The organism is Alkalimarinus alittae (assembly GCF_026016465.1).
GTDB lineage: Bacteria > Pseudomonadota > Gammaproteobacteria > Pseudomonadales > Oleiphilaceae > Alkalimarinus > Alkalimarinus alittae.
In genome coordinates this window covers 4,175,339-4,192,562 of record NZ_CP100390.1, presented here as the reverse complement: position 1 = coordinate 4,192,562, position 17,224 = coordinate 4,175,339, and the positions used below count along the sequence as shown (strand labels likewise).

Sequence of the window (17,224 nt, the reverse complement as noted above, 5' to 3'; positions counted from 1 at the left end):
GTTGTCGCCTGCTATAAATGCATTTATAAACTTTTTAGGTATTTTTAGTCAAGATGATTTTATTCCCTCTAATTTGGCAACAAATCTCAAGGGCTAATAGCGCCTACTGAGTCGTGTAGATTCAAGGATAAGCTAACTGAAGACATTGTTCCTTAATAATGGGTTATAAAAAACACGAATCAGTCTAATGATTAAACCCAAAAACCCTGATATTCTGAAACTAATGTACCTAGAAGTTAATGCACCTAGAAACTAATGTATCTGTAGGCGTTATTATTTGAACTGCGGTTATGACGGTTGTTGCTAACAGACATGGCTGAATAGTGTTTATGCCATCTGAGGTGTGTGCAACCTGTGTTTAGAATCAGTGAGAAAAGACCCGATGAAAAAAGCGTTAAAAAAAATACTAAATACCATCGATGTTCCTAGTGATCTTAATTCGATTATATCCATTGACCATAAGCGAGAAGTGTCTCCTGAGTCAGTAGGGATGACTGAGAACGGTGTGAATGACATATGGCAGTCGGTGATAAACTTATACAAAACGGGTACACAGCCTGCGATAGAGCTTTGTTTAAGGCGTAAAGGCGAAATTGTATTGAATCGTTCTATTGGTCATGTGCGAGGCAATGGCCCTTTAGACACCCCTTACACGCCTAAAACGATTGCGACCCCTGACACACCTATTTGCCTTTTCTCTGCCTCTAAGGCGGTTACTGCATTATTGGTTCATATTTTGGCTGAAGACGGTAGTATTAGCTTGCTTGACCCTGTTAGTTATTACTGTCCTGAGTTTGCCCAAAACGGCAAGAAAAATATAACCATTCACCAAATTCTGTCCCATCGAGGCGGTATACCAGGCATTCCACCGAATACACCGATTGAGGTGCTCTGGGATAACGATGAAATATGGCGTTTGCTCTGCGAGGCGAAGCCTATATCCGTTGATGGAGACCACCTTGCCTATCATGCTATTACTGGTGGGTATGTCTTAGAGCGAGTGATTAAAACCGTTACAGGTAAGAACATTCAACAATACCTAGATGAAAAAATCCGCAAGCCAATGGGCATGAAATACTTTACGTATGGGGTTGAAGATAAAGATTTATCTACGTTGGCGGAAAACTATATGACGGGGCCGAAGCTTGGCTTTCCAATATCATGGGTCGTCAAGCGTGCATTAGGCGCGGATGCTGAGACCATCGGGCAGGTCATCAATGACCCTCGTTTTCAAGAAGCGGTTATTCCTGCGGGTAATTTAGCTGCCACCGCCGAAGAAATTTCTCGATTTTTCCAGATGATGAATAATGGTGGTGAATGGAGTGGTAAACGCATTTGTGACCCGTTAACGATTAAGCGTTCAGTGCAAGAGTACGGCTCAATGCAAATCGATAGAACGATGATGGTGCCCATGCGTTACAGTGCTGGCATGATGCTCGGCGGTAATCCTGTCGGCATTTGGGGGCCAATGAGTGGCTCTGCGTATGGTCACATTGGCCTGATTAATAAAATGTGCTGGGTTGATGAAGCGAGGGATATTTCTTGCTCGATGCTGACCACAGGGATCTCATTTGTGGGTCATCATATTCCGAGTTTGGTGATGTTTGTTAATTCGGTGGGTAAAAACTGTAGTCGCATACCCAATGCAAAAAAAGTAAGTGCATTTGCTTAGTTGAACTTACTCCTGCTAACTGTTTTTTGGGTTAGCAGGAGTGACCGTAATACTTATGAACCGCCTGTTTGAGCTTCAAGAATACTAAGCACGTTTGACATTACCTCTTTAATATCAATCAACGTTTGAGTACGTTGAATAACATCCTCTTTCTTTTCATCTAAGCGTTCTATTTTTGGAATCACTCTTCGAATGCCTTCGGTAATGATTTCATAAGGGTAATGGTGATCTTGAATACTAAGCTTATTGAGCTCAGATATTTCTAATGAAAAAATACTAATAATATCGTACAGAAGGTCTTTAGATTCTAAGGTGGCGGCTTCCCAATAGGCATCATCCATTAGTTCGATAAACGACATAAACTCTTGAATAGTACTGGCTATCGTCACTTGTTTCATTGGCTGGTTTCCTGTCCTTTGCCGCTCAATTATTGAAATACACTTGTTAAAACCGTCGCACTGAAACTGCGAAGCGAAATAAGGGGTGTTTTATCGGTGCTTTTTAAATTGAACAGCGAGTTAAGGTTTATATCTTTGAAGCATAGCAGGTTTGTGTAAGTTGGCTTTGTTTGGTGGGGCGCGGGGAAGGTAGAAGCGGGCATGATGCCCGCTTCTAAGAAGATTATCGGTCGCCTACTGAAAATGTGCCGGTATAGGTTTCAATAGGAGTAGGAGCTGTGCCCGAATCAGGCTTGTCAGGGTCCACTCCTGTTATATCATAACCTGGGTCGCGATAAGTGGTTCTGTCTTCAAGGTTTTGACAGTTGTTGTCTATAAGATCTTGGGGGCTAGGGTCTTTTAGTATTAATGATGTGTCACCGTTAGAGGGGTTGCAGGTAACTGCACTCACAAAGTCAGAAATAAACACATTTGCTTCTCCTGTTCCATAGTTGATGGAGAGTTTAAGTCTATTAATCTCAGTGTTGGTGCCTGTGGCGCTAGTGGTTACTGTAAAGTCAGTAGCCGAGACATATTCCGCCCTATCAATTCGGGTTTGGTAGTCTTTAGTAATTTTTAAAGATTCTTTACTGTCCCCCCAGCTGATGACTGATGACAAAGGTTCGTTATAACCCGATGTTAAAAAAGTATCAGGGTTCAGGGCTGTTAGACTTGTTGCTAATACTTCATTGGTGGTTACTTCTTCGTCATTGACGGTTTTCTTAACTTCTTTGAAGTAGGCAAAGGTTCGTGAAAGTTGCTTACTTGAAGATATAAAACTGTAATCCAAGATATAAGGAAGGAAGTTAGTGGTTTCGTCAGAGTTACTTTCATCACGCAAGATAGCTGCTTTGTTATTATAGGAGCAGCTTACATTATCACGAATGGCGCCTTGAATTTGAATTCTACCACTTTTGATATTGCCTGCGGTATCTTCAGAAGATTCGGCTTGATCCATAGTATCGATGGGGTTGTTGAGAGATATGATCCCAGTTGACGGCCCTTCATATACTGCAAACTGTTTTATTTTGCTTTCCATCAAGGCCACTATGTCGGGTGTTTCTGCACTAGCATTAGCGGTTGGCTGAATAGCTTGTAAATAGTCCCAACTAGAACTTCGGCTGAGGTTTTCTGATACTTCAAATGTTGGGAGAGGGAGTTCAAATGGTACTGCGGTGTTAAGACAAACCGGTTGCCCATTATGGCCTAAGGCTTCCTTTTTATCGCACCCAACTAAACCTAGAGACACTATAGAGATTGAAGCTATGAGTAGATATTTCATTATCATCCTGCTGATAGTACATAAATGGTGCCGAAGAACTATAGTAAAACCGGCAATATAGGCGCTATTTTCGCTATTAGAGACTGTTATTTCAATTGCTGTATTTGTTATCAGTGACGTAATGCCGATTTAGAGGCTACTTTAGTGTGAAAAAGTAACAAAAAAATGCATAAATATGGTCTGTGGCAGGAGCAAATTAGAAGTTAAAGGTCTAAAGTTACAGGGATGCCATGTATTTTAATAGCGAGAGTCGGTCTACAAGGTTCGTTTTAGCTGTCAGCATTCATTTTCAGTGATTACTTTATAACAAAAAAAGGATATTAGACGAGTGTACCGCATTCAAAAAACAAAGTGGCCGCTATCCGTATTTTTATTTGGATGGGTCATCGTATTGTGCGGGTTAATACCATCGTTAACTTCAGCCGAGGTTCTTTATCCCGCCCAAAAAGTCTTAGAATTAAACGATAAAAGCTTGTTGTATGAAATCAATGAGGCCGTAAGGGTTCTTGAGGACTCAAGCAATGGGCTAACGTTAAATGATGTCGTTAAACCAAGTTGGAAAAATAAGTTTAAGCCGGCTAAAAAGGGACCATTGAACCTAGGTTATAGTGATTCCTCCTTCTGGATAAAGCTTCCTATGCGCTATACCGGTAGCCGTGACTCTGTTGAGTGGTGGTACCAACTTGACCTTCCATTGCTAGAGTACTCTGCGTTTCATTTAGTGGTGGGGGAGCCGGATTCACCGACACGAATAATCAACAAATCAATGCATTATGACCTCCCTTTAAATGATCGTGATGTTAACCATGTTACTCAGGTATATCGCTTTTCTTTAAATAAAGGTGAGCAGGCAACGTTGTATGTCAAAATTAAGAATGACTTCTCGATTCATTTACCGTTATCAATTTATACACCTGAAGGGTTTACTGATCATGTTGCGGTAGAAGAGCTGTTATATGGCGCGTTTATAGGCGCAATCCTGATTATGACTGCTTATAACCTCTTTATGTTTATATCGGTTAGAGAGCGTAGTTTCCTGTTTTATATTTTATACATGGCCTCGTATCTTGTCTTCTTAATGACTGAGCGTGTGCATGGGCTATCGTTGTTTGGCGATATTCCTGATGTATTTCATAAAAAGTATCTGGCTTTCTATATTTGGGCATCATGGTTTTTTGCGCTGCTAATGGCTCGCTCTTTTCTTGATACTAAAGAGAAAGAACCAGGGCTAGATTTTGTTATAAAAATGTTTATCGGTATTGTCGTTATATCGATGACTATTACGGCCTATACCGACCTTACAACAGGTATTCAATGGGCCGTATTTTGTACTTTGCTATATGCCATTTTAATGGCTTGGATCGCTTATACGGTGATGATGAGAGGCAATGCAGCCGCACGCTTTTACTTTGTTGCATGGATATTGAATTTTGGCGGAGTCGCTATTTATGCTCTCACGGTGACCGGCTATATCCCCTATAACTTTATAACGGGTAACTCCCCTCATCTTGGTATTGTTTGCCAGTTAGTACTTATTTCATTTGCATTGGGTGATCGCTTGAAGGTTGCTCAGCGTGACGCAGTGTTGGCTAACCGACAAGCACTGGATAACATGAAGCGATACCGAGCGCTATTTGATAATGCTGTGGAGGGTATTTTTCAAATATCTCTAAATCGACGATTTATTGATGTAAACCCTGCAATGGCTAGCATGTTAGGGTATAGCTCTCCTCAGAAAATGATCAAAAACGTTAGGGATGCTATTAGTATTTGTTACCCGAGGGAGGAAGATTTTAATACTGTGGTAAGCGCTATTGAAGAGGGTCATGAAGTTTATGAAATGACAGCGCGTTATAATGGACGAAACGGCCAAGAGTGTTGGGCCACATCAACGGTAAGGGTGATTTATAATCACAAAAGCATCCCTCAGCATCTAGAGGGTACGTTTGTTGATATTACTGAGCGTATTGAACGAGAGCGAGTCGAGCGAGGCAGTGAGCAGGCACGACTTGAAACAGAAGTAGCAGAAGCCTCGGCTGCAGCGAAAAGCCAGTTCTTAGCGAATATGAGCCATGAAATACGGACTCCGCTCACCGCGATTATTGGATATGGCGAGAGCTTATTAGATGAGACGTTATCCGACGAAGAACGGCAAGAGTCATCTGAGGTAGTGGTACGTAGCGGAAAGCACTTACTTCAACTTATTAACGATATTCTAGACCACTCAAAAATCGATGCAGATAAACTCGATACTGAAGTGATGAATGTTAATCTATTAACGTTATTGAGTGAGATAAAAACCTATTTTGATGCCAAGGCAGCTGAAAAGAATATTAGTTTTAATCTGAAATACGACTTCCCACTGCCTTCTGAAATTCAAACAGACCCCACGCGCTTAAAACAAATACTGATTAACCTTTGCTCTAACGCACTCAAATTTACCGACCAAGGCAGTGTTTCGTTGATGGTGCGTTGTGAACCTATCGCTGAAAAGCTGTATATTAATGTGCTTGATACGGGTATAGGGGTTAAACAGGAGCAGCTTGAAAAACTGTTTGACCCGTTTGCTCAGGCCTCGCCTTCGGTCGCTCGGCAATACGGTGGTACAGGCCTCGGTTTAAGTATATCCCGCCGACTTGCTGAAATGTTGGGGGGCACCATTAGCGCCTCGAGTGTATATGGTGAAGGGAGTCAATTTGAAGTGACCATTGCGACAGGCCCACTAAAAAATGTTCGCTTTGTTCGTGATCGCAGCGAACTACATAATCAGCGTACTAAGCTTGAAGTGACCACTACACCCTGTTTACAAGGGGAGGTTTTATACGCCGAAGATAATGAAGTCAATCGCCGTTTAATTAAGCAACTGGTCAGCCGAACAGGCGCATCGCTAACATTAGTTACAAACGGTGCAGAGGCGCTTGAAGCCGGCACCCGAAACGGGCAATGTTTTGATCTGATTCTGATGGATATTCAGATGCCGGTAATGGATGGGCGAGACGCCACGAAAGCCTTAAGAGAAGCGGGTATCAACACCCCGATTATCGCATTAACCGCAAATGTGATGGCTGAGGATATTGCCGAATACAAAGAGGCGGGCTGTAATGAAGTGATGGCTAAGCCGGTTGAAAAAAGTCCGTTTTATAAAATGCTGAGTCGGTATCTTGAGCATAGTGACGAGGCAGAGACATCACCGCTAGATATACCTGATAAAGCTGCTATGAGTAAGATGCAGCCACTGTCGGGGCGTGTGTTGTTGGCAGAAGATAACGCGGATAACTGTCTGCTGATGACGCGTTATTTAACCAAGCTAGGCGTGACAATAATCATTGCCGAAAATGGACGAGAAGCGGTGAGTAAAGCGATGAAAGAGACCGTTGATGTTATCTTGATGGACCAACATATGCCAGAGATGAGTGGTCCAGAAGCGGTCGCGCTGTTACGTCAAACAGGGTTTAACCGCCCCATTTTGGCATTTACCGCTAGTGATGAGGCAGATGAATTGTTACAAATGAAAAATGCCGGCTGTAATGGTGTTGTCGAAAAACCCGTTAAGATAGCGAACTTGTACCAGATGTTGAGTCAGTACTTGCCTATTGCATCTGCAGTTAATGCAGCTTCACCCGACGAGCACCCTTGGCAAGACCCAGATCTGAGGCCGATTGTTGAGCATTTTGTAAAAGGCGTTCCTCAAAGGGTTGAGGCGATGATTGCTGCATTTAGCCAGAAAAATTGGGATGAGCTCCGTAGTCAATCACATCAAATAAAAGGTACTGCGGGCTCTTTAGGGTTCCCTGAGCTGACCGAAAGAGCGAGTCGCCTCGAAACGGCGATCAAACAGGGTGAAAATGAGAATATACAGGGTCTATTTGATGCGCTAGTCGAAGAAGCGACTCTATCAATAACAAAATTTAGCTGATAACGAATGTTAGACCCGCAGAATATCGTCAAGGTAATGGTTTTATTAACAATGCTCATTCATGGTCTATGCTAAAGACTAGAGTGGAAAGCAACGCACAGAGTGGTTAGTAATGAACAGGTATGATTTAAAAGATCAAAAAACAGAGAAGTATTTTGTAAACACTATGTACGGCACCTATGCCGATATTTTGTTTATTCTCTTTCCATTCTTAGTGATAGCGCTTCAGCGAATGTGGAATGAAGAAGGTATTGAAATGCTCAAGCAGCCTGATTTATCTATCGCTGCCGCCATTTTGGCAGGTATGGGCGTGGGTAAGTTTGTATTGGGGTTGATTGGCACGCAAGATCTTGGGCGCTATAAAGAGCGTATTGTGTTTTTTATTGCTGTGACGCTGTTTGTGGTATTAGGCCCGGCGTTGATTTTGATTATCAAAATCATAAACGAAGCTGAAGTACCCCGCTTTGTTATTTTTGTGCAACCTGTATTACTGATCATCGCGATTGCATTGTATTCAACAGCAGTGAGTATTGGCAGTATTATTACGTCTCACGGAGGCGATGATGAGGCGCTAGAAGAAGAGGCTTACGACCCTTATGAAGGTGAAGCTCCTGTGCCTCTAAAAATACAGCCTAAAGCTGAACAAGATAAAAGTGAAGAAACGAACACGCCCCAACGTTGAGGTTGCGGGCTAACAATTTTTAAAATAATGAGGTAAATGTCATGCGCAAAACCAGTGTGCTCATGGTAGAAGATGAAGCAGAAATGAGAGATTTGCTTCGAAATACGTTAGAAAAAGTCGGCGTAGAGTCTATTGGTGAAGCCGGAGACGGAAAAAAAGCCCTAGAAGCTTGCGTAGAAACCCACTATGACATCATTATGTTAGATATTGGGCTTCCAGATATGGATGGGCTTTCGGTGCTTAAAGCGATGAAACGCTTGAATAAAAAGCTATTTGTTGTTTTGGTGACAGCCGATGATTCGATCGAAAGCATCCAAACGGCTATTAGCTCTGGTGCTAACGGTTACGTAGTGAAACCGTATTCTTATGAAAAAATATTAGATGTTATTAATAATTATATTATGACCAACGATGTGGGTGATGATGCTATTAGGGATAACAACGCGTTTTAGTGCTTGTTATTCGTAGGTAGGGTGATGAGTGATGAGTGATGAGTGACGAGGGCATAGGGTTATGCCCTTTGTATTTCTTTGAGGCTGTCACTAAATGCCCGTATAATTCATCAATTCAAAACGATTGATTAGATCGAAATTTGGCAAGGATTGCCTAATTGACAGCGACCAGGAAGGTTAACATGTCTAAATATACGCCCGCGAACACCCCTGCAAAAAATATTGTCGCCCATATAAACCTCAACGTATAGGGGTCTTAAATTTGCTGCTATTTATTGCGTGAGGTGAGAAATTTGATACCTTTGCTTTGTAATAACACTTGTTTTTATAGATTACAGAATGAAAATTGGTCTCTTTTACTAGACTGAGAGCATACTCTAAGTCAGCTTTGGGTATTTTCGCGATATCGTCTTTGTAGTTTACTGTTCTAAACAGGGTGTCTTCATTTGTTGACCTCACCCCACCCGTCACATAAGTAACCACCTGCTCATCCAACGAATAATCAAACGGTGTATACTCAATCGAATCGTCCCCCATTGGCACCATGATAGCAATGATTTTATTTCGTTGATGCTGGTAGTTATTCACTCCTTTACCATGAGTGTGGGTGTATTTATAGCCGTTAAATGCGGCTAAAAAATAAACCAAGGAGAAAATAAAGGTAATGTAAACGGTTAATGCATAACCTGAGGTGTAAAGGTCTATAGTATGACCCTGAATATACGTGCGGATAAACATCGACGGCCTCCTTGCCGAGCGAGTGATACCGTAAATTGTGCAGTGAATGGTGGAAAGTACTTATCCGTTACCGGCTTTCGCGTACAGATTTCATTCTTTGTCTGATGAATAATAACACCATGTTGAAACAACCCGTAGGGCGTTTTTTCATTTCTCCTTTCGAGTAGCAAATACTCTGTTGAACCCAGTGTAACAAGCTCTCATTTAGGGGCATTATTGCCCCTTTTTTTCTTTTCTTTCTTTTCGCTTTTACTTAATGTGCTGAAGTCGTTTCCACGTTTCTTGTAAAATCATTGCGTCATTGGCTGCTCTGTGAGTCACGATATCCATTTCGCTAATCACTTGTTGACGAACGTCTTGCCACTTTAAAATCTGCTCTTCATTTAGCAACATAGAAATAGAGTCTAAATGAAAGGTTGGTTTAGCTTTTGCCGCCTTAAATAAACGGTGCATCCAGAAACTATCAAATGTCCAAGCATCGCAAAAAATATCGCCACTTAGCAGCTCATTCATTTCTTTGACGACCCTATATACCTCGATACCTTCGTCTACTAAGCGCTGACGGCAGAGACCATGAATTTCTTCAGCTGATTCTGACCAATCATTCCATAGCACGTGAGGCTTAATAAGCCAGCTATGGGTGCTACTATCTGGAAGGCAAATGCCTACCTCAATAGGGTAACTGGCAACCAGGTCTAGGCTGGATGCTTCAAAATCAATAAAAACAGGTTGCGATGGAGAATTCATTTTGACTAGGGGATTGCACTCTTGTGTTGTTGATTTTGAAAACCGAAGGGCTTTGAACAATGGTTATAGTAACGGTTTTGTCATTGCCCCTGCAATTTGTAATTTAGAGAAGGCTCTGATTAGTTGCTACTGCTCTGTGCTTCAGCTTTTGATAAAGAGCGTGAAGACGGCCCTGTTAGTGGCGTGTAGATCAGTTGATTACCTGCTATTTCGGGGAAATAGACAATCATTTTTGAGCCTGTATCTTGCTGTTTATGATAGATCACGGTGAGTAACCCTGGACGTTCGTCTGCAAGATACTTAATCATATCCTTGTGACGGTCATGTGAAAGGTCTATTAACACCGTGTCTTCGCTTGAATTGAATTCGTCAGAGTTAAATAATAGCTGAGTGACGTGGCTTCTAAGTTTTTGAAAGTCAGGGCTTTTGGGTTCTTCTGCGATTTCTTCTGCAGCTGTAATGGCGCGCGCCTCAGCAAGCGCGCTGTCAGACACTTGAATTTCTTCAAATGTGGGTGCAATTCCGGCTGCAGATGACGGCAGTGACTCTATAATCTTAATCGACGCGAGTGAATCGCTACCTTGTAATAACGTGTTATCGGCATTAATACCGAGTAAAGACCATGACACAGCGCTTGCTAAAAGTAGTAGCCCCGTTAGAGGACGTGCGGTTGATTTGGCAGATACTTTAGCGGGTAGTGGTTTCATTAGTTGGTAACTGGCAAGCAGCGATAAGCAGGCCGCTATGATGCAAACAATAGTAACCGTCATAGATAATGTAGTGACTTCTGCAGGCATGGCTTATTCCTCAGTAAATACTGAATAGACGCTTCAAAAACGTACCGATATTAGTATTAGTTATAGCAGATTAGCGTAGCTTCCGTTTAGGTTTTTGTATCAAATGAGGTTCTGGTCACTATTAACATTAGGCGGTGTAGTATGAATTATTGGGGAAGAGCCTTTCCCCTGACTTGCTGCAGCCGTACAATAGACATTTTAGGCAGTTAAGCTGCCTAGCGGGATGAGACTTTTGCGCCATAAAGGTGTTCGCAATGTCGAACAAAAGTCTTAGGAACTTAGCTACGTTATTACCGATTGGAAAATTATGTCTGAAAAAGTCGTGGTGATTTATTCAGGAGGGATGGACTCCTTCACCTTGTTGCACAAGGCGATTAAAGAAGGGAAGCAGGTCTATGCGCTATCATTTAACTATGGTCAGCGCCATTCTAAAGAGCTTCATTATGCACAAAAGGTGTGTGATGACTTAGCGATCCCTCATAAAATTGTTGATATCACAGCGATTAACCAGCTGCTGCTTGGGTCTTCTTTAACCGACGATATCGAAATTCCTGAAGGGCACTATGAAGAAGAAAGTATGAAATCGACAGTGGTGCCTAACCGCAATATGATCATGCTTTCTTTAGCCATCGGCTATGCGGTTTCGATACATGCCGTCGCAGTTTATTATGGTGCTCACGGGGGAGATCATGCCATTTACCCTGATTGTCGACCTGAATTTATAGACAAAATGGACGCAGTTTCGCAGATCGCAAATTATGAGGCTGTGGATATTATTGCCCCGTTCTCTAAGCAGAATAAGATAGATATCTTACGTACAGGGCTTGCGATGGGGCTAGACTATGGTAAAACCTGGACCTGCTATAACGGGCGTGATCGTGCCTGTGGTAAGTGCGGCTCGTGCCAAGAGCGTCTTGAAGCGTTCACTAAAAACGGCATGACCGACCCCGTGCCTTACGAGTCCGTTTAATCGTTGTTATTTCCTGAAAGGAAACCCATGCCTAGCGTTAATGTGTATCGCGTTAAAGAGATGTTCTATAGCCTGCAAGGTGAAGGGGCTCAGTCTGGCCGCGCGTCTCTCTTTTGTCGTTTTAGTAAATGTAATTTATGGACTGGGCGTGAACAAGATCGTGCAGATGCCGTATGTAATTTCTGTGATACCGATTTTGTCGGAACAGACGGCCAAAATGGTGGTACGTTTGACACCCCTCAGGCACTCGCTAACGCAATAAAAGTCCTTTGGGATGCTGGGATAGAAGCCGCAGGGGGCACAACGACAACGGCTGACAGCAACAAAACTAAGCCCTATGTGATCTTTACTGGCGGGGAGCCTTTGTTGCAGCTTAATGAGGTGTTAGTTGATGAAATGCACTTGCTAGGCTTTGAAGTAGGTGTTGAAACCAATGGTACTCGCCCTGCCCCTAAAGGCATAGATTGGCTCTGTGTAAGCCCTAAAGCTGATGCTGAAGTGGTGCTGATGCAGTGTAATGAGATAAAACTCGTATTTCCGCAGCCATTGGCAAAGCCTGAGCGCTTTGAGCACATAAAAGCACAGCACTATTTTTTATCACCGATGGCGGACCCTCTAATTATCGCAGGGCGAGATGAGAAAAAGGCAACGAATATGCGGTTGGCAACGGACTACTGTCTTGCTCACCCCCAATGGCGACTAACATTACAGATGCATAAGATCTTAGGTATTGATTAGACGAGTAACGCTTGCCTTTGTGGTGCTATAACCTTCTAGGAATTGAGTACGATGTTAAGTTTAAGAGATATTGTTCGAAGCGGTCATGTGGTTCGTTGGAATAGCGTTAAGCATGGTAGACCACAGTATCTGGCCGAGCATCATTATATGGTCACTATGATCGCTAGAGCATTGGCAAGGCGAATCTTAAGTGCCGATTATTACACGGCTGAAAAGCAAATATTGTTGGTTGATTATTGTCTTAATCACGATCTCCCTGAGCTTATAGGGGGGGATTTACCGTCAGTGAGTAAGCGTAAGCTAGAAGCCATGCTGGGCGATAAAGCCGATGTTTTTAAGCAGTTTGATTATGAGATTCACCCTCCACTGCGAAAGCTCGACCAGAAGATGGAGAACACGCCGTTAAAAGAAATTGCTAAGCTGGCAGACTGGGCTGATGCTATTGTTTATATACAACAAGAAGGCCAAGGAAACTACGAAGCCAAAATAACTCAGCACGCTATTAACAGCCTGGTGTCATTCTTGCCAGAATCATTAGTGAAAGAGGCGGGTATAAAAGACAAAGTCGCTACATTTTTTGAGCAGCCTATATCTCATACCCATAGCATTGAGATGAAGCTAAAAAAAGCTTACGCAGATAAAATAGTCAGTGCTCAAGCTATGTTTCCTGAGTTTGAATGGGCGGAAGCCGGAAAGGTTTTAGAGGCGTTGCTAGAAGGAGAGGATGCGCAGATAAAATTCGAGTATTAATGCATTTTTTGTGTATAATTTAACCAAAATTAATCTATGCTCATAATGGAATATTCTATGATGGGTGACCTTACAGCCTTCTAAGATATTGGGTAGATTTAAAATGTGTTTTATTCGTTACTCGCTGTTGGCCATTTTGAGTATGACTGTTTTTGTTGCCCAAGCTGAAACAGTTATCACTGTCGGTGGTTATGAGTTTCCCCCCTTCGTTAGTTCAGGCGATATACAACAACCTAATCACGGCATCACCATTGATTTGATTGAACATTTAAACCAAGTTCAAAGTGAGTATACGTTTAAGTATTTTCCCACCTCATCAAAACGTCGTTATATGGATTTTTCGGTAGGCCGTTATGATCTTATCATGTTTGAGAATTCTGGCTGGGGTTGGGCAGAACAACCGGTTGAGGCGTCTAACGTATTTATGCACGGTGCCGAGGTTTATATTGCTTATAATCGACCAGAGCGCGATCAGCAATTTTTTGATGATATCGCCAGTAAGCGCATAGTCGGTATGTTGGGTTATCACTATGGCTTTGCGAACTTTAATTCCGATGAAGATTACCTGTCAGAGCACTTTAATGTGCTACTCTCGACTGATCATTTAAGAAATATACGGTTAATCCTAACAGATCGCCCTGAACTGGCTGAAATCGCGGTAGTTACGCAATCTTTCTTGAATGATTACCTTGCCCAAAACCCGAAAGACCGCGAAAAGCTATTAATATCCAATAAGCTAGACCAAGAATATTTGCACCGAATGCTAGTACGGAAAGGCGCTGCAATATCGGTGGGCGGGCTAAATCATCTCATCGACAGTCTACAGACAGAGGGTATCATTGCTAAGTTAGAAAAAAAGTATGGTATTAAGCGAAATCGACTTGATTAGGCTCACCATCGATTAGTTTCAATACCTCGTTCATAGCGACGTGCACGTAGTTTGTGTGCCGTCAATTATCGAGTCGTTAAGTTAAACTCAGTGATGACTCGACCCTCTTTTGTTTGCCCTTCCAGTGAGGGCTGTAGTGCAAATACTTGGTCATTGGGTACGTTATTTTGCGCTACCAGCTGTGTTTTGATGCTGGTGATGCGCAGCTTAGCGAGAGTTGTCAGTTCTAGGCTAGAAACCGGTTCGGTTTTTAAAGCGGAGTTATAAAGTGCTGTTTCGTAGGCTTGAGCATTGATAGTGGCTTGTTCTGGGGTCGTCTCATTCTCGTTACTAACGGATGAAGCGACGGTAGCCTTGATCTGGTCTATCGCAGTCTGACCAAATGTTGTTGTAATAATTTTTTCAAGTGCAGCAGTACGTTGTTGACTGCCGTGTGCCGCCAGTTTTTCTTCTAGCTTCGCTTTCTTGAGTGCTTCTCCATCGCGGCTTTCGTCAACACTTGCTCTTATCTCAAGCATGAGTTGTGGACGGCTATTGAGTGCTTTAGCTAGTTTTTCAAGGTTACCTGTTTGCTCGGCTGTTAATGCTGCTTTGCCTGGCTCGAAAGAGACTGAATTGAGCGCCTCTGGATCTCCACCAACTAGGCTTCCGATCATCGAAAACGGCGCAGTAGCGGCTTTGGTAATGACGTTAGTGAACGCCTTTAGAATAATCCCGCTGATTTTGAAGTTCGGATCATCAAGGTTTCCTCGGGTTGGCAAGTCGATATCGATAACACCGTTACGGTCTTTTAGAATGGCGAGCGCTAACTCTAATGGTAGGTTAATAGACTCTTCGCTATTGACGGTATCGCCTAGCTCAAACTGATCGAGAATCAGTCGGTTTTCGCCTACTAACATGCGTTTATCGATTTTATAGTTAAGGTGAAGGTTTAGCTTACCTTTATCGATTCTATAGCCTGCATAGCGGCCAGAATAGGGCGTCATTGTTGATAACTCGATATTATCGAACTTGACGGCTAGGTCAGTATACAAGTCGCCGCTGAGCGGGTTGATTTTGCCTTTTATCAGTGCTTTTCCGTAGTCTTCAATCGTACCTTTAATATCCACGGAGGCTTTTTCGGCGTTTTTGGAGGTTAAGCCACTAATTTCGCCGCTGATATTCTGAATGCTGGTACCAAACTGAGGCGTTAATGATAAGTCAGCAAAATAAGCTGCGCCGTTATTAAATAAAATGCGATTGATATTTAAGGGTAGCGGTTCAGTTTTTGCTGCCGTTTTTTCGGTTGCTGGTTCAATCGGTGTTGGCTCTACCGTTGTGGATTCTTGAACCGCCTGTTGAGGTGCTTTATTTGCGACAACCAGCTGAGCTAGGTTTGTAGAGCGGTCTTCAGTGACGATAATTCGGCCATAGGGTTGCTCAAAACGAATGTCGTTGATATCAATGGAGAGTGGGTTAAAGTTTACCTTGATGGGCTCAATTGAAAGACTTTGCCAACCGATTAAGCGCTCATTGATAGTTTGATCTGTGGTGTTGAATTGATTAATGCTAACGGCCCCATCAAAGCCACCATTCATTACGTTGCTATTAGAGTCAGACGCCAGGGTTAGGTTGCCATTTACTGAAAGCGCACCTTCTTCAAGGGTTATTCTGACATGGTCATTAAGGTACGGCTGAATAATAGGCAGTGCTAGGTTGTCGATGTTAATCGCGGCTTTAAGATTAAGGGGTGTGGGTGTTACCTGCCCGCTAATCTCGCTTTTACCGGAGCTTTCAACAAAGTAAGAAAGCCCAAAATCGAGACTCTTGGTCATGTCCTGACTTAGACCTGATAAACGGCTGTTAATATTCTCTATGGTTACTTTTGCCGGCGTTGAGGGTTGTCGATCGGTAATATTGAGGCGGCTTTTATTTAGCTGAATCTCGCCAATCGACCATAGAAAAGGTTTATCCGCAGGCACTGAGGCGTTTACAGTTGAAGCAGTCGTGTCAGCGTTTGATTCTGCTTGGGCGCCAGAGGACGGTTTTTCGGTAACCGACGTTTGAGCAAAAGGCGCTAATAATGTTAGCTGGCCTTGAGCGTCACGCTCAAGATTGAGTGATAATGCGTCGATAGCGAGACGACTGATATCTAGTTTTTGTTTGGCTAGATTAAAATCAAGCGGACCAATAGACAGTTTGTCGATATCTAAAAATGCATCGTCTGTTGCATTAAGTGCGAGTAGTAGCTTATCTAGGGTAATAGTGGCATTACTAATCTCTAATAAGGGCTCGCTTTCAGTCATTCTGACATCATACTGCCCTTCGATGCCGATAAGACCGTGTGTGAGTGTATAGGGTGCTTGATTTTGTGCGTATGCCCATAGCCGCTCAGCTTTTATATTTTCTACTTTTAGAAAGCCGCTTGAGTGGAACGGAGCAATGCCGAGGTTTCCTCTCCAAGCTAACTGCTGACCGGTGCCTAGGGCAATATCTAATTGGTAAGCGCCTGCTTTGTTCACAAACGTAGAAAAGTTAGTTAAGGCAAAGCTGATGGGCTTGAGTTGATGTTCGATTAACTCAGATTGTGTGTGGTCTATGACTTCTACTTCACCGCCATCAACGAGAATGCTATCAAATAAAAGTTTAGGCGGCTTAGCGTTATTGTCATCTGTTGTGCTAGCCTCTACAGGTTTGTCTGCTTGAGCCTTCTCGATTGCTTTTTGGAAGTTGGTCTGGCCGTTTTCATCAATGACCAGTTTGACATACGGGGCGATCAGCTCAAGGTTGGAAAATGTTACCGCACCTTCAATAAGTGAGCGAAGCTCAATATCGTTGTGATAGCGATCAAACGATACAACGGTTTTACCTTGTTCGTCCTGTATTGCAAATTGGTTAATGGTTAGTGTAAGTGTAAATGGATTAAGCTCAACCGTTTCAATGCTGCTTGTCCAGCCTAGGTTTTGTTCTATTTGCTCAATCGCTATATCTTTGATGACATTCGGAAGAATAAAAAAACCAGCAATGGTATAGCTGGATAGAATGAATAAAAGCCAAAAAAGGCGTGACCGATACCAATAGCGACTAGTAATCTTTGAGAGTGCGTACACGTGAGTTCCTTGCGCTGAAAACTGATGAATTCAGAGTAGTAGATCAAAATAAAACTGAGATAAAA

The 17,224-nt window shown here is 42.8% G+C and carries 14 protein-coding genes; 8 read left to right on the top strand and 6 right to left on the bottom strand.

Annotated elements, in window-relative coordinates:
* The first annotated feature begins 382 nt into the window (after positions 1-382).
* Entirely contained in the window at positions 383-1,672 is a 1,290-nt protein-coding gene (locus NKI27_RS19015) for a serine hydrolase domain-containing protein (RefSeq protein WP_265047590.1), read from the top strand.
* A 53-nt stretch (positions 1,673-1,725) separates the two neighbouring features.
* On the opposite strand, the gene NKI27_RS19010 is transcribed toward NKI27_RS19015, so the two are convergent.
* Positions 1,726-2,070 carry a hypothetical protein gene (locus NKI27_RS19010; RefSeq protein ID WP_265047589.1) on the bottom strand — a complete coding sequence of 115 codons (345 nt, stop codon included), beginning with the start codon at positions 2,068-2,070 and terminating at the stop codon, positions 1,726-1,728.
* A gap of 223 nt (positions 2,071-2,293) precedes the next feature.
* Positions 2,294-3,391, bottom strand: a complete 1,098-nt coding sequence (locus tag NKI27_RS19005) for a hypothetical protein (RefSeq protein ID WP_265047588.1) — start codon at positions 3,389-3,391, stop codon at positions 2,294-2,296.
* A 328-nt stretch (positions 3,392-3,719) separates the two neighbouring features.
* On the opposite strand from NKI27_RS19005, the gene NKI27_RS19000 reads away from it, so the two are divergent.
* From NKI27_RS19000 to NKI27_RS18990, 3 genes are all read left to right on the top strand, one after another.
* Positions 3,720-7,307, top strand: coding sequence for a response regulator (locus tag NKI27_RS19000; protein WP_265047587.1), 3,588 nt, complete (start codon positions 3,720-3,722; stop codon positions 7,305-7,307).
* A gap of 112 nt (positions 7,308-7,419) precedes the next feature.
* Positions 7,420-7,989 carry a hypothetical protein gene (locus tag NKI27_RS18995; protein WP_265047586.1) on the top strand — a complete coding sequence of 190 codons (570 nt, stop codon included), beginning with the start codon at positions 7,420-7,422 and terminating at the stop codon, positions 7,987-7,989.
* Positions 7,990-8,030: 41 nt separating this feature from the next.
* Positions 8,031-8,441, top strand: coding sequence for a response regulator (locus NKI27_RS18990; protein WP_265047585.1), 411 nt, complete (start codon positions 8,031-8,033; stop codon positions 8,439-8,441).
* A 240-nt stretch (positions 8,442-8,681) separates the two neighbouring features.
* Here NKI27_RS18990 and NKI27_RS18985 read toward each other — a convergent pair whose 3' ends face one another.
* The 3 genes from NKI27_RS18985 to NKI27_RS18975 all read right to left on the bottom strand — a co-directional run bounded on the left by NKI27_RS18985 (position 8,682) and on the right by NKI27_RS18975 (position 10,723).
* Positions 8,682-9,179 (bottom strand): hypothetical protein, encoded by a 498-nt coding sequence (locus tag NKI27_RS18985; protein ID WP_265047584.1) that lies wholly within the window; start codon positions 9,177-9,179, stop codon positions 8,682-8,684.
* Positions 9,180-9,428: 249 nt separating this feature from the next.
* Positions 9,429-9,926 carry a 3'-5' exonuclease gene (locus NKI27_RS18980; protein ID WP_265047583.1) on the bottom strand — a complete coding sequence of 166 codons (498 nt, stop codon included), beginning with the start codon at positions 9,924-9,926 and terminating at the stop codon, positions 9,429-9,431.
* 119 nt (positions 9,927-10,045) lie between these two features.
* Positions 10,046-10,723: a hypothetical protein gene (locus tag NKI27_RS18975; protein WP_265047582.1), complete on the bottom strand. Its 678-nt coding sequence runs from the start codon at positions 10,721-10,723 to the stop codon at positions 10,046-10,048.
* Positions 10,724-11,030: 307 nt separating this feature from the next.
* On the opposite strand from NKI27_RS18975, the gene queC reads away from it, so the two are divergent.
* From queC to NKI27_RS18955, 4 genes are all read left to right on the top strand, one after another.
* Positions 11,031-11,693 (top strand): 7-cyano-7-deazaguanine synthase QueC, encoded by a 663-nt coding sequence (queC, locus tag NKI27_RS18970; RefSeq protein ID WP_265047581.1) that lies wholly within the window; start codon positions 11,031-11,033, stop codon positions 11,691-11,693.
* A 27-nt stretch (positions 11,694-11,720) separates the two neighbouring features.
* On the top strand, positions 11,721-12,431 hold the full coding sequence (gene queE, locus NKI27_RS18965) for a 7-carboxy-7-deazaguanine synthase (RefSeq protein ID WP_265047580.1): 711 nt from the start codon (positions 11,721-11,723) through the stop codon (positions 12,429-12,431).
* A gap of 51 nt (positions 12,432-12,482) precedes the next feature.
* Positions 12,483-13,181 (top strand): YfbR-like 5'-deoxynucleotidase, encoded by a 699-nt coding sequence (locus NKI27_RS18960; RefSeq protein ID WP_265047579.1) that lies wholly within the window; start codon positions 12,483-12,485, stop codon positions 13,179-13,181.
* Between the two features lie 142 nt (positions 13,182-13,323).
* A complete protein-coding gene (locus NKI27_RS18955) occupies positions 13,324-14,070 on the top strand; it encodes a substrate-binding periplasmic protein (RefSeq protein WP_265047578.1) in 747 nt (248 codons plus the stop codon).
* A gap of 65 nt (positions 14,071-14,135) precedes the next feature.
* Here NKI27_RS18955 and NKI27_RS18950 read toward each other — a convergent pair whose 3' ends face one another.
* Complete coding sequence (locus tag NKI27_RS18950; RefSeq protein WP_265047577.1) at positions 14,136-17,159, bottom strand: DUF748 domain-containing protein; 3,024 nt, start codon at positions 17,157-17,159, stop codon at positions 14,136-14,138.
* Positions 17,160-17,224 lie beyond the last annotated feature (65 nt).